The sequence below is a fragment of the Acetobacterium sp. MES1 genome (assembly GCF_002237635.1).
Lineage (GTDB): Bacteria > Bacillota > Clostridia > Eubacteriales > Eubacteriaceae > Acetobacterium > Acetobacterium wieringae.
This window is the reverse complement of record NZ_MJUY01000013.1, coordinates 131,993-154,589: the sequence shown is the minus strand read 5'-3', so window position 1 is coordinate 154,589 and position 22,597 is coordinate 131,993. Positions and strand designations below refer to the sequence as shown.

Here is a 22,597-nt window from a genome sequence, read left to right as displayed (position 1 = left end):
CTCCTTTCTTTGAGATAATGCTGTTTTTAACTGTTAAAATAGGTCAGGATTCCTTCCAGAATGCCTTGCGCTTCCAGCTCAGCGCCGCCATTACTAAAGAAATGACAGTCACTGGGCGATGTGGCAAACAGACCTTCGGTAATAATCGCAGGCATGTTGGAGTAGGTAACGTCAGAATCATCTCGCTGGATAATGCCCCGGTTGGCTAAACCCATGCGATTGCACAGCCCATTAAGTACCAACTGGGCCAGTCTTAAGCCATTGGCACTGCCCGGATAACAAATGACCAGGGTACCGCTGGATTCCGGACTGGCTGATCCGTTGTGATGGATGCTGACAAAAATATCGGCATTGTTCTCATTAGCGATAAACGGACGATCACTTAGGGCCATCCAGTGATCATCGGTTCGGGTATAAACAACTCTGAATCCCCGTTCTTCTAGTAATTGACCCAGCCGCAGGCTCACCAACAGGTTCATATCCTTTTCCTGGAGGTTGCCGCAGGCTCCCGGATCTGATCCGCCATGGCCGGGGTTGATGCAGACCAGCTGACCGTTTCCAGCTGTCAGCGGTTTAACGTTTGGTGTCGGACTGGTCGTTTCAGTTTGATTAACTGCTTGTGGTATTTCTATCCCCAGTGATTTCAAGGTTTCAGTGCCAACAATCCCATCAACAGCCAGCCCATTCCTTCTTTGAAAATCAGTGATAGCCGCCTGGGTTTCCGGACCAACAGCGCCGTCCGCCGTAATACAGTAGCCATTTTTTGTGAGCGCTTCCTGAATCAATCTGATTTCGCCCATCAGGACGACGTCGGACTTATCGCCATAAATACCATCCTGGTCCAGTCCGTGGTAGGCTTGCAAGGCCAAAACCGACTTTTGGGTTCTACTTCCGAATACGCCGTCAACCGTTCCGGCATCATAGGCGCAGAAGTTTAAATCCCTTTGCAATTGGGCCACATCGGTACCCATCGTTCCACTTTCAAGATACATATTTTTTCCTTTCCTTGCTGGCCATTAGGCGGGTGTAGTTGTAATAATGACCAACAAAAAAGCACCCCCAAAAGAGATGCTTTAAAATACTATTTTCTGTTTAACTGATTGCTGCCTCGGCTGAATTACTGACTGCCTGCCGCAAAATGCCTATATCAAACCCGGCGGTTTTGTAGCCTTCCAAAATGATGCTGTAGTAGTAACAGCTTGGCAGCCCCAAGGGGCGGTTCTCATTCATGAGGTAGACCATGGCATTGGTCAGCCGTTTACCCAAGCGGACGGTGATGGTTTCTTTTCGATAAAGAATCGGCCAGCCCTCATAGTGGTCCAGAGCCGCTTCGTCTTCCGGGGTGATTTCCCAGACCAGCACCGGCACCTGACTACCCTGTTGGGGTTTAATGGTGGCTACCGCGCCATCGTGGGGGCCTTTAAAGAACAGTTGGTAGCCATCAAGGATGATGGACTCAACCACCCGAGCGGTGGGGCAGCGTTTGGCCATTTGGGCCAGATTTAAGTTTGAGCCATAGGCCAGATAGAGTTTAGTCTTCATGTCTTTTTCCTCCTTTTGAACCGGGGGCAGCTCATGCCACCCCGTACCGCCATGCTGCCGAGCCGGTCAGGGCTGCCGTTAAATGTTCGCGACAGTTGGCAAACTCGCTACCAATAAAGCCGATACGGTTTAAGTAGGTGCGCATGGCAAACTTTTCATTTTCCACTTGGGGCTTCTTGGCAGAAGCACACTTTTGGGTTAATGCCTGATTGTTGATAGCTAGAGCCAAAACAATGTAGCTTCTGATTTTTCCGGCGTGGAGGGTGCTGTTGAAGCCCCGCAACTCGACCGTATGGTGGCCGGTAAAAAAGCTGTGCAGGTTCAGGAAATGGTAGCGGCTGTTGTGGTAGTGAGTGCTGCGGCTGTCGTTGTAGCCGTCATACCAAATATCTTCAAGTTCGGCCATGGTGGTGGGCTTCTTATTTTTCAGTTTTTCGATCAGAATACCATCCATCTTTTTACAGTAGACCATTCGCTGAGGAGCAATCTCCAAAGCTTTGTAGAAAAGGTCGTTCTTGCTAGCGATGATGTTAATGAAGTTTTTAATGCTGCGGGGTGAGTGGTCTTTTCCATCCAGATGGATGTGGATGCCGCAGGAGCTGTTGGTAAATGCTCCGGCTCGTCTAAGCAACCGTACCAACTCTTGCAGGGTGTTCATGTCTTCCCGGTAGGAAAGAATCGGGCTGACCAGCTCGACGCTGTAGTCTCTGGTAGCTGCTACCCTTCGTCCCTGCGATTTTTTCTGGCAGTTGATGCTGCCGTCGCTCATAAACTTCCAGACCCGGCCATCCGGGGCGGTGACCTTTTTGGTGTCATAGTAGGACCCGCCTTCTTCGTAGGTGCCGTTTAGGAAGCTGGCAGCAACTTTAGCAGCCTTTTCTCTGGTAATCCCGGTGAACTCAATTTCAATCCCAAATTTTGCTGTTAACATCATTTCGTACTCCTTTAAAGTGTATTTGTTCCTTTTGCATGTACATATATCACTCTAAACGACATTAATAGCAAGTCAATTCTTTAGAAATACAAAAGAATTACTCTGTGTCTGATTTTTTTCTGCTTTTAAAAGCCGCACTACCTGACAACTTCGACAAAAGAATTTTTCGAGTGGTTTTATATTCGTCTCCGATAAAACCCAATCGTAGTAAGAAGCAACGAAAAGCGTATTTTTCATTGATCATGGTCTTTGCGATCGACGATATACGCTTTTGCGTTTTGGCCATCTCACAAATGGCGGCAATAAACTGGGTGTATGCTAGGATGGCTTCGGGCTCCGAATCAGCTTTAAACCAAGGGAAGGAAATGGTATCCTGAGACTGTTCAACCGATAGTGCTTCAATGCCAAGGGCTTTTTTAATCAGCTCACCTTTTCCTGTAATTAGATTTTCAAGGTTTGTCATGGCTTCATCGGTGAAGCCTTCCTTGGGTATTTCAATAACGAGAATGTCATCACTTTCGTTTTCGGTTGGGTTTTCTGCTTTTTCAAACGTGAATCCTTTTTCCCGGAGGTTTTCCAATAGGCTATCGACTACCGTTTCGAGAGTCGTTTCAGCAACAACCAGGGTTCCTTGCTTATCCACCTCAAAGCTACCAATGGTGTAGGCAAAGGATGGTACCCCTTGGTAGATGGGTTGAAATTGCAGTATTTCACCAATAGTTGCCACCAGAGTCTTTCGATCACAGTCTGTAAACTGGTATTTCATTGTCATGGTCGTTCACCATTTGCCCTTTCGTCTTCACCGTTTCTATCAATCACCAGCCAGGAGTCAACTCCAGCGATTAACCCAAGGCGACTGCCACAGTCCCAGCGAACGTGAATGGTACCAATGGCATCAATACAGTCCACTGTACCGGTTGCCCCTTTAGGAAGTGTTGAGTAGGGATCATACATATAAATCAGCCGAACCCGGTCGCCTTTTTTGACATGTGTTAAGCTTTGAGGTTTCATTTTTTGCCACCATTTTTCTTTTTACTGTCGAGAACCAGCTCAAAGCGCTTTTCATAAATCAGACCTTGTAATTCTGTGGGTCCGTAGATGAGCACTTCGTCGCCATTTTCGCTGGTGTCCGCAAGGACGATGTCTTTACCGTAGCGGCCAACAACCTGGTAGACTTTCTTTTTGTTTCCGGTTATGAGTAATGTACCTTTGTTCATGATCTTATCTCCTTTAAATGTAGTTTTGTTGTGTCCATATATCACTCAAAAGGTAGTAATTAGCAAGTAGTATTTGACATCGTTGGTTGGTTATTCGTCTTTTAAAAGGTCGGAATAAGGAATCGTAGCACCATTTCGAATAACAGAAATCCCATCGTCGGACCCAGTGGTTTCGATGTAGCGTTTGACAATCACGTCGCAGTATTTGGGATCCAATTCTGAGGTGTAACAGACACGCCCCATCTGTTCACAGGCAATCAGGGTGCTGCCGCTGCCACCAAAGGAATCCAACACGATGTCGCCTTCTTTACTTGAGTTGCCGATGAAATAACCACATAGACCAACCGGCTTCATGGTCGGGTGTTCGCCGTTTCGCAGTGGTTTATCAAACCGGATTAGAGTTGTCTGTTTCCGATCGTTATACCAGGCATGGCCAGCGCCTTCTTTCCAGCCATAAAGGACCGGTTCATGCTGCCACTGGTAGTCCTGTCGGCCCATAACCAGAGAGTTCTTGACCCAAACCAGGCATTGCCTTAGGACGTACCCGGCTGCTCGAAAAGCCGTACGAAAATTGTACCCTTCGCTGTCAGCGTGGAAAACATAGATGGGTGCACCCTTTTTTGACTGTTCAAACATCCGCTCAAAGGCCGCGGTCAAAAACTCCAGGAAGGCTACGTCTCCAAGCTTGTCATTTTGAATCTTGAGTTTTTCCTTAGTGCCACCATGGTAGTCAACATTATAAGGTGGGTCGGTCAGAACGAGGTCCGCCATCTGGCCTCCCATCAGGGTATCAATATCGTCTTTCAGGGTGGAGTCTCCACAGATGAGTCGATGTTTTCCTAGCAACCAAACATCGCCGAGTTGGGTCATCGGATTTGTGATCTCTTCCAAAGCCTGGTCCGGATCAAAGTCATCCTCCTTAGCATCCTGTTCGCCAAATAGTTCATTGATTTCAGTCATATCAAAACCGGTCAGTGATAAATCAAAACCGCTGTCATCAAGATCTTTAAGCAGATCAGTTAACAGCGGCATATCCCAATCACCGGAAACCTTGTTAAGGGCAACATTTAAAGCTTTTTCTTTTTCATCATCCATATCGACAACCACACAATCCACTTCTTTTTCGCCCAACTGGGTTAACACCTTAAACCGCTGGTGGCCGCCGACAATATTGCCAGTCCGCTGGTTCCAGATGACCGGCTCTACATATCCAAACTCTGTAATAGACCGCTTGAGCTTCTCATACTCGGCATCGCCGGGTTTGAGATTTTTTCGGGGATTGTATTTGGCATGTTTTATTTTCTTCACAGGTATTTTTTGAATTTCCAATCTGTTCCCTCCTATATTTTTTATTCGCCACGTCGGGCCGTCAACAACCGCTCCATCACATCATCATGGGGATTGCTGCCTTTAAATTCCTGAGCGCAGTTTTCTTTAACCACCTGATAGATTTGATACCAGAGGTTATTTGACAATTTCATAAAGCTTTGAGACATCGAAACAAAGGGCGACGGGATCGCATTGCCAGTGGTGGGATGTTTGGCTAAAAAACCAAACTCGGTAATCGATTCTTCACACTGGATCCAGCGGGATACCGCCATGGCGTACTGCTCAATGAGTTGCGTCGTCACATGCTGGGCGCATCCCCGTTCAGCCAGCCATTGCCAGGTAATTTCATAAACTTCAGCCGCCATCAGCGTTTTGCCACTTTTCTGGATGGCACTGAGATAGTCTTTGGGCGGTGGCATGTCTTGGCCTTCCAGCTTGGCAGTGTCGGAAAATTCCAGCACTGTCAACTTTCGTTTACCAGGGTTACCGTCCATCAGCTTATCCACTAATGCTTTTTTCTTTTTTCCGGCTCCGACTCTGGAACCACCGTGACCGTTGGCCATCTAACACACCGTCCTTTCCTGATTTTTCCTATACCACCTCTTGAAATCGCGGCTTTTCGCACGTGCCCCCCTACCCGTTGCATTTGCAACACGTTTTAGCGATTTGACTACCCCCACCGGCCACCTTCTCGAGCGGTGATGGTAGAGTGACAGCTGCTGCACAAAGCCATCAGGTTCTTTTCATCGTGAGTACCACCCTTTGACAACGGTTTGATATGATGAACTTCCTGAGCCGGGGTCAGCTTTCCTTTTTTTAAACACATCTCACAAAGGGAATTGTTTCTAATGTAACGATCTCGAATGCGCTTCCATGACCAACCGTAACGTTTCCGGGTCTCAGGGTCACGCTGATACTTATTGTAGTGTTGCTCCGATAATTTCTGGTGCTCCTCGCAGAACCGGTCAGCGGTTAATTCTTTACATCCGGGGTAGCTGCAGGGTCGCTTAGGTTTTCTCGGCATAGTATTCACCTCGTTTTGGGCATAAGAAAAGCCACCATGAGATTTCTCCCGTGGTGGCCTGCGCCTACTTTTTTCACAATACCATTATACCACATTGGGTATTAACATCAACTCTCATTTACTCTCCACTTTCGTTGACCACAATTTTCTTTAAAGCCCGATCACGCATTCGATAGGTGTGCTGGATACTAAAGCCCATCTTGATGGCAATTTCCTCCCAGGTACAACCGCAAAGGAATCGAAGCTCAAGCAAAGTCTGAAATTCCTTATTATCCACAGCTTTAATGCTGGCAACAATCCGCCGCTTAATGTCGATCAACTGATGGATGTCCCGGTCAATTTCTATTTGAAGGTCAACAATCTTTGCAACCATATCCGCCATCGAAGAAATGCTCTGGTTGGGGCTGCGGGGCATACCGCTGATGGTTGCGGTGCATTTTGTCGCCAGTTCATTTAACGAATTAATCTGTTCTAGTTTACTGTCGATGCGAAGGTCCAACCGGTAAGCTTGACTTAAAAAATCCAAAGCAGTCATTTTAGCCCACCTCCATTTCACAAACCTTTTTTAACAGGACCTCACCATCCAGGGAGGAGAGCATTTCAAACCATCCAGACCGGAAGAAGCGCTCAGCCGCATCCCGTTCATTCTCATTTTTGATAACTTTATCTCGCAGCGCATTTTGTTGAGAATCGTTATCAAGCTCTGGCGTGTGGGGGTGATGCTTCAAAAATCGAATTGCTTTTCGGTAGTCTTTAACTGCCTCTATAATAATCGCACTGGCTAATCTTTCATAGGATTCCATAGTCGTACCTCCGAAATAGTTTTCCTCAGATTGTCATTGATTGTCTCATATTTTCAGATCAGCTTTCACTGCATCAATCAGTGATTGCTGTGTCAGGTTCTTTTCATATAGGGCTTTTAAGATCTGCTCGTCAATGGTGCCTTTTGTGATTAGGTGCATGATGATCACGGTTTTGCTGCTTTGACCCTGACGCCATAGGCGGGCGTTGGTTTGCTGATACAGTTCAAGCGACCAGGTCAGCCCGAACCAGATGAGGGTTGATCCACCAGATTGCAGATTCAGGCCATGCCCAACTGAAGCCGGGTGAATCACTGCTACCTGAATTTTTCTGGCGTTCCAATCAGCGATGTCCTGGCTGGATTTGATCTCCCTAACAGTGAAACTCTTCTTGATGCGCTGGAGGTCATGCTTAAACCAATATGCGACGAGAATCGGCTTTTCATTGGCGGCTTCAATTAAATCCTCTAAAGCGTCCAATTTCCTGTCATGGACTTCAATGGTATCACCATCATCAGAATAAATGGCTCCGTTGGCCAACTGGCAGAGCTTGCCGGAAAGGGCCGCAGCATTGGCTGCGGTAATATCACCATCGGTTGTTTGAAGAACCAGATCACGCTTTAATTCCTCGTAGCGTTCTTTTTCAGAATCAGAGAGCTGTACTTCATGTTGGGATAAAACCAGTTCTGGCATTTGCAAGTGATCCGTCGATTTCATTGAGATAGTAATATCGGCGATTCTGGAATAGATCGCTTCTTCGGCACCCGGTAACGGTTTATAGGAAAAAACGACCTGTCCGTTACGCTTGTCTGGTTTAAAATAAGTGGTGCGGTACTGGCCAATGAAACGGCCTAAACGCACACCTTGATCAAGTATTCTAAATTCGGCGAATAAATCCATCAAACCGTTTGAACTTGGGGTACCAGTTAAGCCAACGATGCGTTTGACCTTGGACCTGACTTTTAAAAGTGCCCGGAATCGTTTTGACTGGTGATTCTTGAAAGAGGATAACTCATCGATGACCACCATATCAAAATCAAAGTAGACACCACTCTTTTCAATTAACCACTGTACATTCTCCCGGTTGATGATATAAATATCCGCCTGCTTTTTCAGGGCCGTCAGTCTTTCCGATTCCGTGCCAACTGTCACCGAATATTTCAAGTGATTGAGATGTTCCCATTTTTCGATTTCTGATGACCATGTATTTCTGGCTACCCGCAACGGGGCAATTACCAGAATTTTATGAACGTCAAAGCTATCAAATAAAAGATTATTAACGGCTGTCAGTGTGATAACGGTTTTGTCAACCCAAGCCCATATCCAACAGCAGGGCTGTAATTTCATGGTTTTCAACATACTCAATCGCATATTTCTGGTAATCATGTGGAATGAACTTCATGTGGCATCACCTCCAATCTTTTTTTGTTCCATTTTCAGATGACATCAAGCATCTCTCCAATTTTCCCATCATCATCCAGAACATAAACTGCGAAGCCCAGACGCTTTAACATCTCATGCCTCACCATTTGCAATGGCCGTGGTTTTTTACCAGGAGCCTTCACTTCGACAAAGGCCAGTCTTCCACCCGGTAAAAGCACCAATCTGTCAGGCATTCCATCTAAACCCGGAGAGACAAACTTCGGGCAGATACCGCCCATCTTTTTTACAGCTACTGACAGTTTTCGTTCGATTGTTTTTTCTCTCATACATTCCATCCTTCTTTTTTCAGCAACAAGCAACAACTAGCAACACCATTTCCTATAATTACTACGCGGGCGTATACGGGCACAACAAACCTATTCCCTATTATTTAAAGCCGATAACTAATATAAGGGATATAGTTGTTACAGTTGTTGCTTAGCACCGTCAAACTCTCTATTTATCAGCGTTTTCCAACTGACAACAACTTCTTTCATAAAGGCGCTGCTTGCCGTAGATGGGACGCTTCCTGACTTTTCCGGTTTTTACCCAGCCATCCACCTTTGCCATCAACGCCGCGATCGCATAAGAGTCGGACGGTTTCAGATCGGAAAGACTGCGCCCGTAGCATTCGCACCAAATTTCTGCATTGCTGACAGTCGTTCGTTCCACCGTTCCTAACGGGCTTGTTGGTGCGTTCGTTTCGGCCAGATAATTTCTGCGGGCATACGCATCCATGCTTTCCCAGCTTTCTGGCAGCAGCGTGTCGAGGTATTCCTCCACCATGCCCTGGCGCTCGTCCACTTCCATGGCATCACGCTGGGCTTCTTCAGAAGCACGAAGCATCTCGCCCTCAAGAAACAGTTTTTCGCCGCTTTGATAATAGTGCTTTGCCTCAGACCAGATCTGGTCCCGTTCGACTTCTGAGAAATTCCAGGTTTTGATCTGCTCTTTACGGTTGCACTTCACCACCCAGAAACGGCGATTGCCGGTAATATCACGCAGATAGCCACGCTCTCGGTTGACGGATGCGATAATAATACACTGCCTTGGATGGCTCTCCACGGTTCTACCATAGCTGGGCCGATACTTGTCATCGGTTGTCGAAAGGAAGGCTTTGACTCTTTCAATGTCTGCTTTTTTCATCCCGGCCAGTTCGCCAATTTCGACAATCCAGAAGCCCTGCAGTTTTTCTGCGCCGGATTTATCATTCATATCGGTGAGTGACAGCGTATCCGAATAATATTCTTCGCCCGCCAGATCTTTAAAGAAGGTACTTTTGCCAATCCCCTGGTCGCCGTCGAGGACAGGAATGCAGTCAAATTTTGTGCCGGGTTTATAGATTCTCGCCACCGCCCCTGCAAATGTCTTGCGGGTAACTGCCCGGATATATGGGGTGTCTGCTGCATCAAAATATCGGATCAGCAGATTCTCCAATCGTTTCGTTCCATCCCATTCCGGGAGTTTATCAAGGTAGTCACGGATGGGGTGAAAATGCCGGTCATCGGCAACCTTCACAAAACTGACATCGTGGTTTCTACTTGAAAACGAAACATAGCGTACATCGATTAAAGCTTTTAGCTGCGCTGTGTCTGCATCCCTCCAGAATGGATTGCCGCTTGGTCGATCCCATGGAACAGCTCCGGTAATCTGGATCCGGTTGGCCATTTCATTAAATGCAAAATTCGAAAAATCAGGGTCATTATTGAGAATTAGCACTTCATTCCAGACGCTATTATCCAGCACACTGCTTTTGGGCTGATATTTTAGTCTGGTTGTCCAGTCATCCGTGTCGGCAAAATCTTCTTCCAGCAACGCTTCTCGCGCTTTTGAAAGTTCCGATTTCACTGCGTCATCGCTCACTGCAAACTCAGCCATTAGGCTGAAGGACTTCTTTTCATCTACATCACAGAATTTATGAACCCGCACCAGGTCAAAAGCATTTAATTCTTTTTCACAAGCTGGATCGGTGCTGTGATGGGAATAAGCAAATTTGCCATCGTACACCACCACCCCGGCGCTGCTATCAGCCGGAATATAATCGTACCGCCCCGGCAACACCGAGGCTTCATAGACATCTGAAAGGAATGTCTCAATCGCCTCCTGGATGCTATAAGCCCGGCAGAAGGCTCCGACCACACCGGCTTTTTCAAGGGGATCCTGCTGGCGAAGCTTCTTGTGATCGGAGGCCTGACTTTCCCGTGAAGAGGTTGGCAGTAGCGAGCAGTCACGCCAATTAGGATGGGCGCTGAGAAAACTATCCGGATCAAGCCACTCCCCGTCGATACGTTTAAAAATATACTCCCCATTTGAAGGGGTGGTGGGCCAATACATCAGCTGATGGGGCCGATAGGAACATTCGTCAAAGCAATCCATGTTCCACTCTGCGGCAAAATATCTGGCAATGGCTGTGTATTCATCCGGCGTTACATCGCGGGTCATGGGAATAATAATCCGGATTCTTGGTGCTTCCGGGATATGCCCGTGGGTGGTATAAAGACAGGCGGTATATTTGCATAGCATCTCAAAACGCTCAATGAAGTCTTTATCCGCATGGTCGGCGTCATGAGTTAGCATCGAACGACAGACTACAGAATCCCGTTTACGGCTGCCGTTTTTAAGGCTTCCACCGACAAAGCCGCCCTTATCCTTGGTCCGATCCCGCTCAGTCTTCGGGAGTTTCGGGTATTCTTCCACCGTCTCCGGGGTACGCACTGTGTGTTCCAGTCTTTGGCATAAGTCATCAAAGGTTATTTTCTTATTTGACCATTTCTTCGCATAGCAGCTGTTGCCGTATGCGATTGGCAACTCACGCATTCTGCTGTCCCCCCTTCGCCTTTCTTCCGAACCATCTGATTTTCTGGTTTCGTTTTGTAGCTACCGCAATCTCCAGTTCCATCCCCTTTGTGACCTGACTCCCAAACACCCATAGTTCGTCACACTTGCCCAGCAGCACGTAATTCATGAACATCGCCATCTCCCTCTCAACCGGATTGGCATCATCCATAAACTGAGGAAACAACAGATGCGGTGCCAGAGGAATGCAGTTTCGCTCCAAGGCAAAGCGGCAAAATTGTCGGGCGTTCTTGACATTCTGATCCACATCGCCGGAGTACGGCGAACAGACATATACCAACGGTTTATAGTCGGCTTTCTTTTTAGCCTTCTCTGATTTCATGACACTGGTTAATGCGTCATAAGCAGTTGGATCATAATAGCCCTCGCCGTTTTTCTTACTGATGCTCATTGCAACCACCTCCTGAATTTTCTGCCATCACAAGTGCCATCAAAAACGCCACTGAGAAAATGCCCAACTCATCGGTTTCAAGCCACAGCTGGCCATTCTCATCGACAAAGCCTCTGACCATCGTCGCTTCAAGCTCTGCCGATTGCGTCAGCTTTAACGGTAACAGCCAATCAAGCAGTTCACTAAAATCAGCGATGTTTACATTTTTATCTGCGTTTTCCAAATTTCTAGACATAAGCTTCCTCCATTTCCTGTTCAATCAGCGGGATGATGCCGTCTGCTTTTAACAGATCATAAATGAACAAACGTCCCTTTTGGGTCCAATACGTGTGGGGTTTGATGTGCTGTTCCCCATCCGAACCGGCGTAATTGTGAGTTTTAGTGCTGGTGTAGCCTTTTTCTGCATATTTCTGATACAACAGCCAGATATCTCCCTGTTTAAACTGAATTTTTTTGTCGTGAAGATAGTGGTTCATCCATCTGGCAGACTTACCAAAGTCTTTGGCAATAACTGATATTGTGATAAGATCTTTGCAGTTTAACACCACATCGTAGTAGCTCACTTTCGGCTTCATTTCGACAATCTGCTGATTCTGGATGGCAACGGTATCTGCCAGCTCAGTATTTTTAGATCGCATCAGAGCCAGCTGGGAATCGGCAAACTGCAATGCTCTTGCCATAATCGCTTCCGGACTATTCCAGGCTTTTTCCAGATCCAGAAAATACTGGCGACATTTTCTGCCTATTGCACTACGCTGAATCATGCAGATTTCTTTGGCCATATCCATCGTCAGCTGGTGTTCAATTGCAGGTCTTCCACCATTACTTTCCGACAAAAATGTCGAAAAGTCTAAACCTTCCACAAAACCATAATGACACATTCTTGGAAACCACTTATCGTAGGGCGTTTTCACCTGCAGGGTTTCATGTAAATCCCGGCCGCTTACAGTGGGCCGCTCACTGTCAAAACTGATTCTGACTAATTCGCTCATCCGAATTACCTCCTGAAATAAAATAGACAGAGGTATCATCACCTCTGCCTATAAGCGAAGAATCCGCATCAATCGAACCCCCAGTATTAAGAAATATTAATCTTTTTTATAAAAACTGCATTCATAACCCTCGGCATGAAGCAACAATCCTATAGCCCAGGTCGGTGTTCTTGCCATTTGCTCACAGATGGCTGAAAGAGACATGCGCATATCCGCTTCAATTATTATTTCATCGTGGACATGGGCCACAATCAAACAACACCTGAGTCTTTTCATTGCTTCAGCCAAAATATCCCGACTGATTGCCTGAACGATGTTCTCGACAAACTTAGGCCCATAACTCTCAATCCGCTCCCATTTCTTTGTGCCACCAACCCCTTCATAGGTCACCGATTCCCCACCAAAGCGATTCTCGCCAATCCGGGGTTTTACATAAGCCAGTTTTCTGCCGGAAGGAAGGGTGATAAATAAAAAACCACTTTGATACGAAAAGTAGATGCCGTGGGTTTCCGTTGGAATCTTTTGTTTGACACACTCTTTAACCGCACGATCCACCGCCCACCAGAAATGAACAATGTTGGGGTTTGCCTGACGCCAGGCATCTACCAGAGGCTTCAGTTCATTTTCCTGCATCCCCGATTCCAACGCTCCCATGGCCTTTAGAGCACCGACTGATCCGCCGTACCCACAGTTGTGGACGAGTTTCCCCGATACGGTAAAACGGTGATGTGGTCCGGCATTTCGTATGTCATAAAGTCGAGCCTTGCACTGATTAATCTCCAATTTTTTCTTTTTTCGAATACTGCTGTTTCTGCATCCTGGATTATTTCGTCCCTGCTTAATCCTACCGATAATTTTCGAACAACCACATTTCTTACATAAGGCCAATATTCCTGAGAAAAATGGCTGAGCACCGTACACCTTTTGTTTTGGTTGTTCTCTGAATGTGTCACAAATCGTAGATTGCCCGGTGCATAATTCTGATCGTTGTTGATCCGATCGATTTCCAACTCTTTTGGTGGCAAGCCAAACGTGTTTATTAAGTAAAGTCCGGCTTCGGTAACACTTGCAAAAGCAAATTTTATTCCTCTTGCACCATAATTGTGATAACCCGCATCGTTGGGATTTTCGCAACGTTGTTTTGCTGCCGCGAGTCTTCGATCCAACCAAAGCGGAATCTGCCTTGGTTGAGAACAACTTTGACATCCTTTTGATTTCCCGCTTTTTAAATTGGAATACTGTTGCCACTGAATGCTTCCGCAACCGGTACACCGGGTCAGTACATAACAATGATTCATTTTTTTGTTCCATCTTTTCTCGGATGAAATAATCTTCACCCAACCGAATTGCTGTCCCACCATATCCGGTTTGTATGAGATGTGCGCCGCTGGCGGCGGCGATTCCAAATTGTATCGGCTGCGATTGCCCCTCAACCCACACGAGGTGGTCTGAGGTTGCTGTAAGACCGTCATAGGTTATGACCTCTCTTTCCCCTTTAAAAACAATGCCTTCATGACTCACCCAGTTTTTTCCATCCCAAAGTTGATGGAAAAGGGTTATTTGCTCAATTGGAACCAACCCTTGATCAGTTAAGACAAGTTGTCCTTTAGCTATACAGGCTAACTCGGCCTGTTTACCTTTCTGCCGGAGATCACTATTTTCGCCATGTTTGACCACATTGCAGTGAAACATTTTTCCCGCGGTTGCACAATAGATGTCCCCGTTATCAGCAAAAACATCCATCCTCCAACTTTCACTTGCAAGCCAGGATAAAACTCTTGCTTCAATCGCTGAAAAATCGGCAACAATAAACTTCATGCCTTCTCGTGGTACAAAGGCAGTCCGGATCAGTTCTGATAGTACTTCCGGCACTGAATTATAAAGCATTGAAAGCGCATCCTCATTTCCGCTTCGAACCAGGGCTCTGGCCTGTTCCAGATCAGGCATGTGATTCTGGGGGAGATTCTGAAGCTGGATCAGGCGGCCCGCCCATCGTCCAGTACGGTTAGCTCCATAGAATTGAAAAGTTCCTCGAACCCGGCCATCCTCACAAACCGCATGTTGCATGGCCTGATATTTTTTCACCGAGGATTTAGCCAGTTGCTGCCGCAGCGAAAGCACTTCTGCCAGGTGTTCCGGAGCCGTTTTTAACATTTCAGCAACAGCTTTTTTTCCAAGTGTATCGGTTTCCAAACCGTTATCAGCCAGCCAATTTTTCATCTGCTGGACTGAATTGGGGTTATCCAGATTGGTAAGTGCCTGCATCTGTGTAATCAACTTTTCTCGTGAAATCTGATCAATGGAAATCGCCTGTTTGACAAAGGGCATATCCAGCGCGATACCCCGGTCATTAATCTCCTGATCAAGATGATACTCATCCCAGACAAAATCAGGCACAGTGGTCTTAGCCAGTTTTTTCTGGATAGCTATCTCAACCTCAACGTCCCGCTGATTATAACTTTTAAAGCGTTCCCATTTTTCCATGTCATGCTCCGGCATATTGCGGATACGGCCACCGTTGGCTTGGGTGCTTTTACACGGCATGCAGAAATACCGGATCAGATCTTTTCCTTCCTTCAGCTTCTGATCTTCCAGGCCCAGCACCGCACCAACCCCTTCCAGTGACAGTGGTAGTCCCATATAGGCCGACCAGATCATCGTACATCGCCATGCCGACGGATCCAGATAACCGCTAACCGAATCAGATGCGATACTGTAACTGCAAAAATCCTGGGGATAATTCCGTCTCAGCCACACCGACAAGCATACACGCTCAAACTGACTATTAAAGGCCCATTTGATCACGGTGTCATCCACCAGTGCTGCAATCACTTCTGGGGGTATCTCTTCACCATTGGCCAGATCAACCACCTGAACCTCGCCGCCATCCACCGCATATCCGAAAAGCAGAATGTCAAAATTAGGTGACTCTGAATATTTGTATACACCACTTTTTGACAAGTCCACATCAGAGAACGACTCAATATCAATTGATAAATTTTTCATTTCCAAATCTCCGTCCTTTTATAAACAAAGGCGGCTGGGATTAATCCCATTGCCGCCCGGTGATGCTCTTTGTTATAGGTTCTGCTGATCTTTCTTCTTCTTTCGTTCGGCACGGATATCGTCACGAATGAAGGTTAGAAACATATACGCACTGCCGCTCATATAAATAACGGCGAGTCCCACCAATAGAACTGTTAAAATCTGATTAACCATTGTTTTTCCTGCTTTCTAAATTTGTCTTTGTTGACCAATTGCCATCACTTTGATTATTTGTCCGTTTTAGGCCAGGAAGTCATCATCGTCTTCGGTTGCGAAATCGTCCTCAGCTCGTGATTTTCCGCCAAGATTTTCTCCATCTTTAATCTTTTGCAGGTTGTTCAAGTTGCAGGCAATGCCTTTATTTCCGTTGGTATTGAATGCATAGAAACTAATACTGGCCCGCCCATAAACCCCGCTGTAGACTTCAGATCGGTCGATGATTTCCTGGCGATCAGCATCGACGATGCCGGGAGCAGTGGTACTGTTGGCATTGAGGAAATAGCAGTTTTCATAGGCGGGATCATTGGGTCGTTCCTCATTACCCAGTCGCAATGGTTTTTTTAACACCGATAATGCCGGAACGCTTTTCCCTGTACCTTTTAGTTTAGATTCGCCTTCCTTATAAGCTGCTTCAATTGCGGCTTTGATTTTTGTCACGGTTTTTGTGTCTGACATCGGAATGATGAGGCTGACACTGTATTTCGGGGTGCCACCATTAATGCTCTTTGGCTCCCAGACGTTCACATAACTCCAGCGGGTGTCGGGTCCGGTAATTACCTTCATGGGATTTGCATTTTTTACATTTGACATAATATTTTTCTCCTATTCTTCTATAAAATCATTTTTGGCTGTATTCATTGCCGGTCGCTTGTCACTTTCCGGCACCAGTGTTGGTTTGCCCTGGGGTCGGCAGATGAGCTGACCAAGGACTTCTTCGAATTGTTTCTTGCCAAGTATCGATGTCATTGCGGTTATACCCAGCAGTTTCTGTTCATAGGGATTAAATCCGGCTTCAACAATAGCATCCGCAACTGCCGTTTCATCGACATACTTGCGGTTGGCTCGGCCTTCGACCAGTTTCCATCCCGCCCATTCTTTACCAGAAATCGCTGCTTGTAGGGCAAACGCCTTGACGTCCGATGCCCAGGACACCAGATCATCCACTTTTAGTAGAATCGCTTCAATTTCATCATCTTCCAGGACGGCAGGCTTCTTAAAATCATAAAGGGCCAGCTCTAGGTTGCATTCGGCACGTTTTCTGCAGGTCGCTTTTGCCTTACAGAAATAGCAGTGTTCTCCAGATTCAAATTCACCTTCGCCTGCATAGGCAAGTCGGGCGGCTGGAGCAAGAACATCGTCGGCCCACTGCAGCAGTTCGGCTTTCGACAACGTATAGGTACTGATGTTCTCCCGTCTTGGCTGGTAAATTGTAATGTTAATGGTGTCAATATCATAGATACCATCAAACAGTTCCAGCCCTCCCAGGGCATAACACATCATTTGGGAATTTCCTTCCGCCCCGATTAGCGAATATTTCCCAAACTTGAAATCACATACCGTTAAAACCACATCAGCAATAATTACACAGTCGCCAGTTCCAAATCCAGCTTCTACCCACCTGCTAAAATCCAATCGCTGTTCAATTAATACCACCGGATCGGTGCAAATTTCTTTTGCTTTAGCCACTTGTTCTGTTACATAGAGGGCATAATTTTCGGCACTGTTTTCCATTTCCTCATCGTAAAAAGAAAGTTCTGCCGTTGGATCCGTTGTTTTCATGCCAAGCATCGATTCCAGTTTATACTGGCAAAGGCTATGGGCTTCACTTCCCTGTTTTGCATAGTCACTGCCCTTATCTTCGAAGTTTTCACAGAGTCTGGCCGATGGCGGGCATCGGATCCAGCGATGGCTTGATGAAGCTGATAATAAGGCATGACTCTGTTCAGCAGGTTGTGTGCCTTTGTCATTAATAGCTTTCTGCTTTTTCATTACAGCAACTCCGCATCTTTTAGCAGCGCCAGATATTTTTCCGTGTCGATCTCCGACAGCTTGGATGCTCCGTACTTTGCCAGTAGATCTCTTACCGCCGCAGTATGGCCCATGCGGGATTTATCAGCAAGTACAGCTCTCACATCTTCCAGTTTGATTTCTGCCGGTTCTTCAAGATTCTCAACGATCGGTTCTTCCGCAGGAACAGCTTGACTTGCCACTTCAACTAGATCATTTTCCAGCATCGCATCAACAACCGCCTGCAGGCTGTCAGCCAGGGATCGTACATCGGAAATGACGTCAAGCAGTAGTTTTGTTCGACTCATGGCCTTTACCTCCTCCAAGCTGATGGATTTCCACCGTTTCAACCGAATCTCCGGGAGTGAGTACCAGTACATTTACTTTTTCGCCAAACAAAAGTTTCAGCAATTTGTTCCGAACCTGCATTGACCCACTTTTAATAACGGAAGAAGTTCTACCGTCAGGTTGTGCAATACTAATTGACACCTTGTGTTTCAGACTCATAATTTAGTCGCTCCTTTCCGGGAATGTTTTCATTCCTCTGTCCATATGCGAAAATCAGGGGGGATTCGAACCCCCCTTTTTCAGATTTTCTTTCTTAGATTATTAAAGATCTTTTTCAGTCTATTCCTTATTGCTGCCTCAGTGACACCTTCTTCGGCTGCAATATCCACGTAGGTGCGTCCTTCATAAAACACTTTTTGAATCAAAACTTTTTGTTGCAGCTGGAGGGTATCAATCGCTGTTTTTAATTTTTCCAACCGAGCCTCGTGCTCATCTGCGTCAATTGACTTAATGAGTGTCTCCACCGGGTTGGGTGCCGGGTCTATAAGATAGGGATTTCGGTCGGTAGCGTCATCATCGCTCGTATCTTGGTATGATTCCAGATGCACTGGAACGTGGTAATTTTCTCGACGTTCAGCATCGAATTCCTGATCATCCCATGCATGAAGTGTAGAAATCACTGTGTTGGTCACACCTTCTTCATCAGGCGTAATTTTAATTTTTGATCCATCAACTGAATAATAAGTGTAGCTGGGCCGATTCTTCTCTGGGGTTTTAAACTTTCTCATAAAGTTCCTTGCCTTTCCCCTGGATGGTTTGGACGACAAGGATACAAAAAGAGCCGATGCACCAATACACACCGACTCCAATACCTAAAAATGGCATAGTAAAGCACGGTGGGTACATCAGAGCATGTCCACAGCTAAGCTGTATTCAACACTCTTGATGTATCCCGCCGCCTTAATGCGCATCTCAGGCTTTGAGATAATTTTGTTGTAAATTTTTACTACTTTATTTCACAATTAAGAGATAGGCAGGTTGATTATTTAAATATATCTGACTATCTTTGCAAGGCTATTTCTTCTTGCCTGATTTCTGTGCCAAAGCACTTCCTGCTACTGACTTGGAACTTTTGCCGTAACGACTGTCTTTCAAAATTTTGCTTGCTATAGAAGCCACTTTCTTTGAAGTCTGTTTGGAGTTCTTCATCGCTGTTATTATTCTCACCCCCTTTTTGTTACGGAAACTCTTTCCTTTTACCAATAATTTTAATATAATAGATTATACAGAACTCTTGATCGAAGCCTTTATCATTGGATTGATTTCATTTTATCAAATCAGTACTTTCAAAAATCGGACTGGCCGGACGCTTACGGACACTTTCGGACTGGGCTATAAATATGCAAATATTTCATTGTAGGGGGTGCAACATTTTGAAATTTTCCGACTATGCTCAAGGACTTTCACCATTTTGTTCCGGTGGAATGGATAGACCGAGCTATTTTACTCAATTGATTGGAAATTTTATTCAGGACGCTGTTATGGATGCTTGTGAGATTCTCCAAAATAAAGACGATACGCGGTATCGATATATAAAAGGATCTCGACTTATTCAACCAAAGGATGCCCAGTATATCTATGATCATCGAGATACCGATAAGTTCTCAAGTTGGCTCGATGATCAAATGGACAATTCTGATTCCTTCGAAGCTGTCTCTAAATGGTTGGATGATTGCGAAATTCCACATGACAGCAACCATATTCCTAATACTTGTGCCGAACTTCTGGAAACAATACTTCTCGAAATTATTAAAGGCCAAGATCTCTCATCTGATACTTCCGAGAACTTCGATTATGATTTTGAATTAGTAAATGAAATTAACCAAAAAATTAAATCGCTCCCCAGACCAGCTGAAGTGCCAGTGCCAGAGGAAGCGACGATTGAAGAATATAATTATATCCATGAACTTTATTGTGCTTTTGGAGATGCTGAAGGTAAGAGTACTTTTGGAAAATCCGATTTATCGAGTTTTCCTGAATATGAAGAAGATCTCGCTGACCGACGCATCGATTTCTACGCTGCAGAATCCATACAGCGTGGGGTAATGGAACTCGGTTGTGGTGGTCTTTCAGATCAGTTTGAGGTGTTAAAAGATGAAACTTACACTTGTGTTAGAGATACCGCAAAACGTATACATCCAAATGGATATGAACGTATGCTTGCCGTCATGGAACAAGCAGTTAATTTGGACTTGAAAAATTATTTACTTAGTGCATCACCATATTGGATAAGTGGAAAAATCAAAAAGGGAGTCTGCCATCAATTAGTTAATGATGGCCAACTGAAATGGGTGAAAAAGAAAAAATGAATGAAATGACGGTACTCGGGTCTCCATTTGAAATATCATTTCGCATTCTTCTTATGCTTAACGAAATAGGGAATGTAGAATTAGATGTGCAAAGAATTTGCGCCATCGACTTTATTGCAGTATATGCCGCAGATTTTAATCTCCTTGACGAAAATCTCCACGGTTATGGCAATTACCGTTTTAGTGAGTATTCAGCCAGGAGAGATTTAGTGACGCTTGCTCTAAAAATTCTTGTTCTTAATGGTACAATTATTTTTTTGTCTACCCGTAATGGATTCGGATACAAGATTAGCGAAGCTGGGAAAAATGTATGTCGTTGTTTAATCGATTCCTATTCAGATGAATATCGCATTGCTATTCGAGCGGTTCTCAAAAACCTCGATATATCAGATGATCGCGCTATGCTAAAGCGTATTAATCAACACATACTTTATTCTTTGCAGGAGGTCAATAATGAATAGGTTTTATTTTGAAAAGCTGATTGTTTCCGGTGGAGGCCATAATAACTCTACTATCAATTTTAAGCCAGGCTTGAATTTAATTATTGGACCGTCTAACACTGGAAAAAGTCTGATATTTGATTGCATCGATTACGTCTTTGGTTTCACACCAAAACCAGATCGTCCATCAAAAATAGTCGATAATAACAACGGATATGAAAAGATTGCCCTTTATTTAGTAACGGCTTCAGGGACGGTTGTTCTTGAGCGGACAATTGGTGATGCAAAGATTTGCGTCAGTGGCTCAGATACAACCATTGAACATGGCACTTATAGCACCAGCAAATCTGCCAAGAAAAATATCAATGCCGTTTTTCTTAAACTTCTTGGAATTCATGAACCACACGAAATTCTGTCAAGCCAAACCGGTAAAACGCAAGCCTTAACATGGCGAAGTATACTGCACTTGTTTTTTATGCGACAGGCCGACATTGCAAGGGAAACATCTGCACTTATAGTACCTGGCGGTTATGGCAAAACTGCATCACCGGCGGCATTACTGTATCTACTAACCGGACAAGATGCTGATAATTTAGAAAAACCTGAAAATCCAGAAATAAGCAAAGCAAAAAGAAAAGCGTTAACGGATTACATTCGCGATAAGGCTGATCGTTCATCCAAACGCCGGGAAGAGTTGGAAGTAACACTTTCCAATACTGGAACTAAAAATCTACATGATACGCTCGAAAAGATTCATGAAGAAATTAACACAATACAGAAAGAACTTGATGAAGCGGCAAATAAAAGTAATAACCTCATGTCACAGATTTATGCACAAAATAGCAAGCTTTCTGAATGTAACACTGTTATACATAATTTTTCTGTATTGCGAAAGCAATACCAATCTGATATTAGACGACTTGGTTTCATTGTCGAAGGAAAAAGAAGTGTCTCAGCACTTCCCCCAACAAAACACTGTCCATTCTGTGACAACGAACTGATTGTAGATCCAAAACCACATTTCATTGCCGCATCCTCTGCCGAACTTGAAAAAATAAAAGGTCATCTTACTGAACTTGAAAAAGCGCAACGGGATATCGATAAGCAAAGGCAAGCAACTACTGACAACTTAAAAGACCTTGAACAGCAAAAAGAGTCTGTCGATACTTTTATATCTATGCAGCTTCGTCCACAACTGTTAGAGTTCAAAGGACATCTTGAAACTAATCTACTACTTATGAAATATGCTGGCGAACTCGAAGCAGTTCGTCAAAATGAAACACAGTACAAAAGTGAACTTTTTGAAAAAGAAACTGAAGAAACACCAGAAAATCCTAAATACAATATTTTAAGCTATTATGACTATGATCTTGTCTATGGTTTTGAGAATAAGCTCATCAAAATATTAAGTGCCTCTAAAGTAGGTGGTGCAACAACCGCACGGCTTAATATGACTAATTTTGATATTGAAATCGGTGGTTTGAAAAAAGCTGTTTCTATGGGTGGTGGTTTTTGCGGTATTTTGAACACAATTACCACTCTTGCGATGAGTGCATACCTTATCGAACGTGATTGCAAAGCCCCAAGTTTTTTTGCAGCTGATTCGCCATTAACACAGCTATCAGAAGCTGATCACATTGAACAGGGAAATACAATTAAATTAAATTTCATTCAATATCTCATCAATCATGCATGCGAACGACAAGTTATCATTATTGAACAGAAAAAACGCATGCCTTTCGTTCCTCAAGAAGATGATGAGAGCGGAATTCATGTCATTGAATTCTCTCGAAATATAGAATCTGGTAGATATGGATTTCTAAACGATGTTTATAATCCAGAGGATAGATAATTCAGTTAATTGTTCTTGGTAAAACTATCTTGAAAAAGAATAAAGATAAATTGATGCAAATGGTAAAGTAGATACGACCTAATATCAAA

At 44.8% G+C, this 22,597-nt stretch carries 26 protein-coding genes and 1 pseudogene; 3 read left to right on the top strand and 24 right to left on the bottom strand.

Annotation, left to right across the window (positions count from 1 at the left end):
• Nucleotides 1–26 precede the first annotated feature (26 nt).
• The 24 genes and pseudogenes from BI182_RS04635 to BI182_RS04520 form a co-directional block, all read right to left on the bottom strand.
• Nucleotides 27–992 (bottom strand): N-acetylmuramoyl-L-alanine amidase, encoded by a 966-nt coding sequence (locus tag BI182_RS04635; protein ID WP_148637206.1) that lies wholly within the window; start codon nucleotides 990–992, stop codon nucleotides 27–29.
• A 100-nt stretch (nucleotides 993–1,092) separates the two neighbouring features.
• Nucleotides 1,093–1,542, bottom strand: coding sequence for a gamma-glutamylcyclotransferase family protein (locus BI182_RS04630; protein WP_148637205.1), 450 nt, complete (start codon nucleotides 1,540–1,542; stop codon nucleotides 1,093–1,095).
• 31 nt (nucleotides 1,543–1,573) lie between these two features.
• A complete protein-coding gene (locus tag BI182_RS04625; protein ID WP_476756508.1) occupies nucleotides 1,574–2,476 on the bottom strand; it encodes an amidoligase family protein in 903 nt (300 codons plus the stop codon).
• Nucleotides 2,477–2,573: 97 nt separating this feature from the next.
• Nucleotides 2,574–3,248, bottom strand: a complete 675-nt coding sequence (locus BI182_RS04620) for a virulence protein (protein WP_148637204.1) — start codon at nucleotides 3,246–3,248, stop codon at nucleotides 2,574–2,576.
• Entirely contained in the window at nucleotides 3,245–3,487 is a 243-nt protein-coding gene (locus BI182_RS04615) for a DUF4314 domain-containing protein (RefSeq protein ID WP_148637203.1), read from the bottom strand. Before BI182_RS04615 ends, BI182_RS04620 begins: the two co-directional genes overlap by 4 nt.
• Complete coding sequence (locus tag BI182_RS04610) at nucleotides 3,484–3,693, bottom strand: hypothetical protein (RefSeq protein ID WP_148637202.1); 210 nt, start codon at nucleotides 3,691–3,693, stop codon at nucleotides 3,484–3,486. Before BI182_RS04610 ends, BI182_RS04615 begins: the two co-directional genes overlap by 4 nt.
• A 90-nt stretch (nucleotides 3,694–3,783) precedes the next feature.
• On the bottom strand, nucleotides 3,784–5,022 hold the full coding sequence (locus BI182_RS04605) for a site-specific DNA-methyltransferase (protein WP_148637201.1): 1,239 nt from the start codon (nucleotides 5,020–5,022) through the stop codon (nucleotides 3,784–3,786).
• A 20-nt stretch (nucleotides 5,023–5,042) separates the two neighbouring features.
• Nucleotides 5,043–5,585: a P27 family phage terminase small subunit gene (locus tag BI182_RS04600; protein WP_148637200.1), complete on the bottom strand. Its 543-nt coding sequence runs from the start codon at nucleotides 5,583–5,585 to the stop codon at nucleotides 5,043–5,045.
• A 107-nt stretch (nucleotides 5,586–5,692) separates the two neighbouring features.
• Nucleotides 5,693–6,046, bottom strand: a complete 354-nt coding sequence (locus BI182_RS04595) for an HNH endonuclease signature motif containing protein (RefSeq protein ID WP_148637199.1) — start codon at nucleotides 6,044–6,046, stop codon at nucleotides 5,693–5,695.
• A 118-nt stretch (nucleotides 6,047–6,164) separates the two neighbouring features.
• Nucleotides 6,165–6,581, bottom strand: a complete 417-nt coding sequence (locus BI182_RS04590) for a sigma-70 RNA polymerase sigma factor region 4 domain-containing protein (protein WP_148637198.1) — start codon at nucleotides 6,579–6,581, stop codon at nucleotides 6,165–6,167.
• A gap of 1 nt (nucleotide 6,582) precedes the next feature.
• Nucleotides 6,583–6,849 carry a hypothetical protein gene (locus BI182_RS04585; RefSeq protein WP_148637197.1) on the bottom strand — a complete coding sequence of 89 codons (267 nt, stop codon included), beginning with the start codon at nucleotides 6,847–6,849 and terminating at the stop codon, nucleotides 6,583–6,585.
• A 45-nt stretch (nucleotides 6,850–6,894) separates the two neighbouring features.
• Nucleotides 6,895–8,248, bottom strand: a pseudogene (locus BI182_RS04580) (SNF2-related protein).
• A 34-nt stretch (nucleotides 8,249–8,282) separates the two neighbouring features.
• Nucleotides 8,283–8,555, bottom strand: a complete 273-nt coding sequence (locus BI182_RS04575) for a VRR-NUC domain-containing protein (protein WP_148637196.1) — start codon at nucleotides 8,553–8,555, stop codon at nucleotides 8,283–8,285.
• A 169-nt stretch (nucleotides 8,556–8,724) separates the two neighbouring features.
• Entirely contained in the window at nucleotides 8,725–11,085 is a 2,361-nt protein-coding gene (locus tag BI182_RS04570) for a virulence-associated E family protein (RefSeq protein ID WP_148637195.1), read from the bottom strand.
• A complete protein-coding gene (locus BI182_RS04565) occupies nucleotides 11,078–11,515 on the bottom strand; it encodes a DUF7768 domain-containing protein (RefSeq protein ID WP_148637194.1) in 438 nt (145 codons plus the stop codon). The genes BI182_RS04570 and BI182_RS04565 overlap by 8 nt, the downstream gene beginning before the upstream one ends.
• Nucleotides 11,502–11,750, bottom strand: a complete 249-nt coding sequence (locus BI182_RS04560; protein ID WP_148637193.1) for a hypothetical protein — start codon at nucleotides 11,748–11,750, stop codon at nucleotides 11,502–11,504. Before BI182_RS04560 ends, BI182_RS04565 begins: the two co-directional genes overlap by 14 nt.
• Nucleotides 11,743–12,507 carry a phage antirepressor KilAC domain-containing protein gene (locus BI182_RS04555; protein WP_148637192.1) on the bottom strand — a complete coding sequence of 255 codons (765 nt, stop codon included), beginning with the start codon at nucleotides 12,505–12,507 and terminating at the stop codon, nucleotides 11,743–11,745. Before BI182_RS04555 ends, BI182_RS04560 begins: the two co-directional genes overlap by 8 nt.
• A gap of 96 nt (nucleotides 12,508–12,603) precedes the next feature.
• Entirely contained in the window at nucleotides 12,604–15,513 is a 2,910-nt protein-coding gene (locus BI182_RS04550) for a DNA polymerase (protein ID WP_148637191.1), read from the bottom strand.
• Between the two features lie 72 nt (nucleotides 15,514–15,585).
• Nucleotides 15,586–15,726 carry a hypothetical protein gene (locus BI182_RS04545; protein ID WP_187389213.1) on the bottom strand — a complete coding sequence of 47 codons (141 nt, stop codon included), beginning with the start codon at nucleotides 15,724–15,726 and terminating at the stop codon, nucleotides 15,586–15,588.
• 66 nt (nucleotides 15,727–15,792) lie between these two features.
• A complete protein-coding gene (locus tag BI182_RS04540) occupies nucleotides 15,793–16,362 on the bottom strand; it encodes a DUF2815 family protein (protein ID WP_338076047.1) in 570 nt (189 codons plus the stop codon).
• A gap of 12 nt (nucleotides 16,363–16,374) precedes the next feature.
• The gene (locus BI182_RS04535; RefSeq protein ID WP_148637189.1) at nucleotides 16,375–17,541 is read right to left on the bottom strand and encodes a DUF2800 domain-containing protein; all 1,167 of its coding nucleotides are present in this window, start codon (nucleotides 17,539–17,541) and stop codon (nucleotides 16,375–16,377) included.
• Complete coding sequence (locus tag BI182_RS04530) at nucleotides 17,541–17,867, bottom strand: rRNA biogenesis protein rrp5 (RefSeq protein WP_148637188.1); 327 nt, start codon at nucleotides 17,865–17,867, stop codon at nucleotides 17,541–17,543. The genes BI182_RS04535 and BI182_RS04530 overlap by 1 nt, the downstream gene beginning before the upstream one ends.
• Entirely contained in the window at nucleotides 17,842–18,066 is a 225-nt protein-coding gene (locus tag BI182_RS04525; protein ID WP_148637187.1) for a hypothetical protein, read from the bottom strand. Before BI182_RS04525 ends, BI182_RS04530 begins: the two co-directional genes overlap by 26 nt.
• An 80-nt stretch (nucleotides 18,067–18,146) precedes the next feature.
• The gene (locus BI182_RS04520; protein ID WP_148637186.1) at nucleotides 18,147–18,635 is read right to left on the bottom strand and encodes an RNA polymerase sigma factor; all 489 of its coding nucleotides are present in this window, start codon (nucleotides 18,633–18,635) and stop codon (nucleotides 18,147–18,149) included.
• Between the two features lie 645 nt (nucleotides 18,636–19,280).
• Here BI182_RS04520 and BI182_RS04515 point away from each other — a divergent pair.
• Genes BI182_RS04515 through BI182_RS04505 form a run of 3 tightly spaced genes read left to right on the top strand, consistent with a single transcriptional unit; the run spans nucleotide 19,281 to nucleotide 22,508 of the window.
• Nucleotides 19,281–20,216 carry an ABC-three component system protein gene (locus tag BI182_RS04515; protein ID WP_148637184.1) on the top strand — a complete coding sequence of 312 codons (936 nt, stop codon included), beginning with the start codon at nucleotides 19,281–19,283 and terminating at the stop codon, nucleotides 20,214–20,216.
• Complete coding sequence (locus BI182_RS04510; RefSeq protein ID WP_148637183.1) at nucleotides 20,195–20,677, top strand: ABC-three component system middle component 2; 483 nt, start codon at nucleotides 20,195–20,197, stop codon at nucleotides 20,675–20,677. Before BI182_RS04515 ends, BI182_RS04510 begins: the two co-directional genes overlap by 22 nt.
• The gene (locus BI182_RS04505; RefSeq protein ID WP_148637182.1) at nucleotides 20,670–22,508 is read left to right on the top strand and encodes an AAA family ATPase; all 1,839 of its coding nucleotides are present in this window, start codon (nucleotides 20,670–20,672) and stop codon (nucleotides 22,506–22,508) included. The genes BI182_RS04510 and BI182_RS04505 overlap by 8 nt, the downstream gene beginning before the upstream one ends.
• The last annotated feature ends 89 nt before the right edge of the window (nucleotides 22,509–22,597 follow it).

Bases quoted from the DNA above. Each gene is read 5' to 3' on its own strand.
- BI182_RS04560 (WP_148637193.1), bottom strand. From the start codon at position 11,750: ATGTCTAGAAATTTGGAAAACGCAGATAAAAATGTAAACATCGCTGAT.
- BI182_RS04595 (WP_148637199.1), bottom strand. From the start codon at position 6,046: ATGCCGAGAAAACCTAAGCGACCCTGCAGCTACCCCGGATGTAAAGAA.
- BI182_RS04530 (WP_148637188.1), bottom strand. From the start codon at position 17,867: ATGAGTCGAACAAAACTACTGCTTGACGTCATTTCCGATGTACGATCC.
- BI182_RS04600 (WP_148637200.1), bottom strand. From the start codon at position 5,585: ATGGCCAACGGTCACGGTGGTTCCAGAGTCGGAGCCGGAAAAAAGAAA.
- BI182_RS04540 (WP_338076047.1), bottom strand. From the start codon at position 16,362: ATGTCAAATGTAAAAAATGCAAATCCCATGAAGGTAATTACCGGACCC.
- BI182_RS04635 (WP_148637206.1), bottom strand. From the start codon at position 992: ATGTATCTTGAAAGTGGAACGATGGGTACCGATGTGGCCCAATTGCAA.
- BI182_RS04535 (WP_148637189.1), bottom strand. From the start codon at position 17,541: ATGAAAAAGCAGAAAGCTATTAATGACAAAGGCACACAACCTGCTGAA.
- BI182_RS04630 (WP_148637205.1), bottom strand. From the start codon at position 1,542: ATGAAGACTAAACTCTATCTGGCCTATGGCTCAAACTTAAATCTGGCC.
- BI182_RS04615 (WP_148637203.1), bottom strand. From the start codon at position 3,487: ATGAAACCTCAAAGCTTAACACATGTCAAAAAAGGCGACCGGGTTCGG.
- BI182_RS04620 (WP_148637204.1), bottom strand. From the start codon at position 3,248: ATGACAATGAAATACCAGTTTACAGACTGTGATCGAAAGACTCTGGTG.
- BI182_RS04570 (WP_148637195.1), bottom strand. From the start codon at position 11,085: ATGCGTGAGTTGCCAATCGCATACGGCAACAGCTGCTATGCGAAGAAA.
- BI182_RS04565 (WP_148637194.1), bottom strand. From the start codon at position 11,515: ATGAGCATCAGTAAGAAAAACGGCGAGGGCTATTATGATCCAACTGCT.
- BI182_RS04610 (WP_148637202.1), bottom strand. From the start codon at position 3,693: ATGAACAAAGGTACATTACTCATAACCGGAAACAAAAAGAAAGTCTAC.
- BI182_RS04520 (WP_148637186.1), bottom strand. From the start codon at position 18,635: ATGAGAAAGTTTAAAACCCCAGAGAAGAATCGGCCCAGCTACACTTAT.
- BI182_RS04510 (WP_148637183.1), top strand. From the start codon at position 20,195: ATGGGTGAAAAAGAAAAAATGAATGAAATGACGGTACTCGGGTCTCCA.
- BI182_RS04525 (WP_148637187.1), bottom strand. From the start codon at position 18,066: ATGAGTCTGAAACACAAGGTGTCAATTAGTATTGCACAACCTGACGGT.
- BI182_RS04555 (WP_148637192.1), bottom strand. From the start codon at position 12,507: ATGAGCGAATTAGTCAGAATCAGTTTTGACAGTGAGCGGCCCACTGTA.
- BI182_RS04625 (WP_476756508.1), bottom strand. From the start codon at position 2,476: ATGATGTTAACAGCAAAATTTGGGATTGAAATTGAGTTCACCGGGATT.
- BI182_RS04585 (WP_148637197.1), bottom strand. From the start codon at position 6,849: ATGGAATCCTATGAAAGATTAGCCAGTGCGATTATTATAGAGGCAGTT.
- BI182_RS04590 (WP_148637198.1), bottom strand. From the start codon at position 6,581: ATGACTGCTTTGGATTTTTTAAGTCAAGCTTACCGGTTGGACCTTCGC.
- BI182_RS04575 (WP_148637196.1), bottom strand. From the start codon at position 8,555: ATGAGAGAAAAAACAATCGAACGAAAACTGTCAGTAGCTGTAAAAAAG.
- BI182_RS04550 (WP_148637191.1), bottom strand. From the start codon at position 15,513: ATGAAAAATTTATCAATTGATATTGAGTCGTTCTCTGATGTGGACTTG.
- BI182_RS04505 (WP_148637182.1), top strand. From the start codon at position 20,670: ATGAATAGGTTTTATTTTGAAAAGCTGATTGTTTCCGGTGGAGGCCAT.
- BI182_RS04545 (WP_187389213.1), bottom strand. From the start codon at position 15,726: ATGGTTAATCAGATTTTAACAGTTCTATTGGTGGGACTCGCCGTTATT.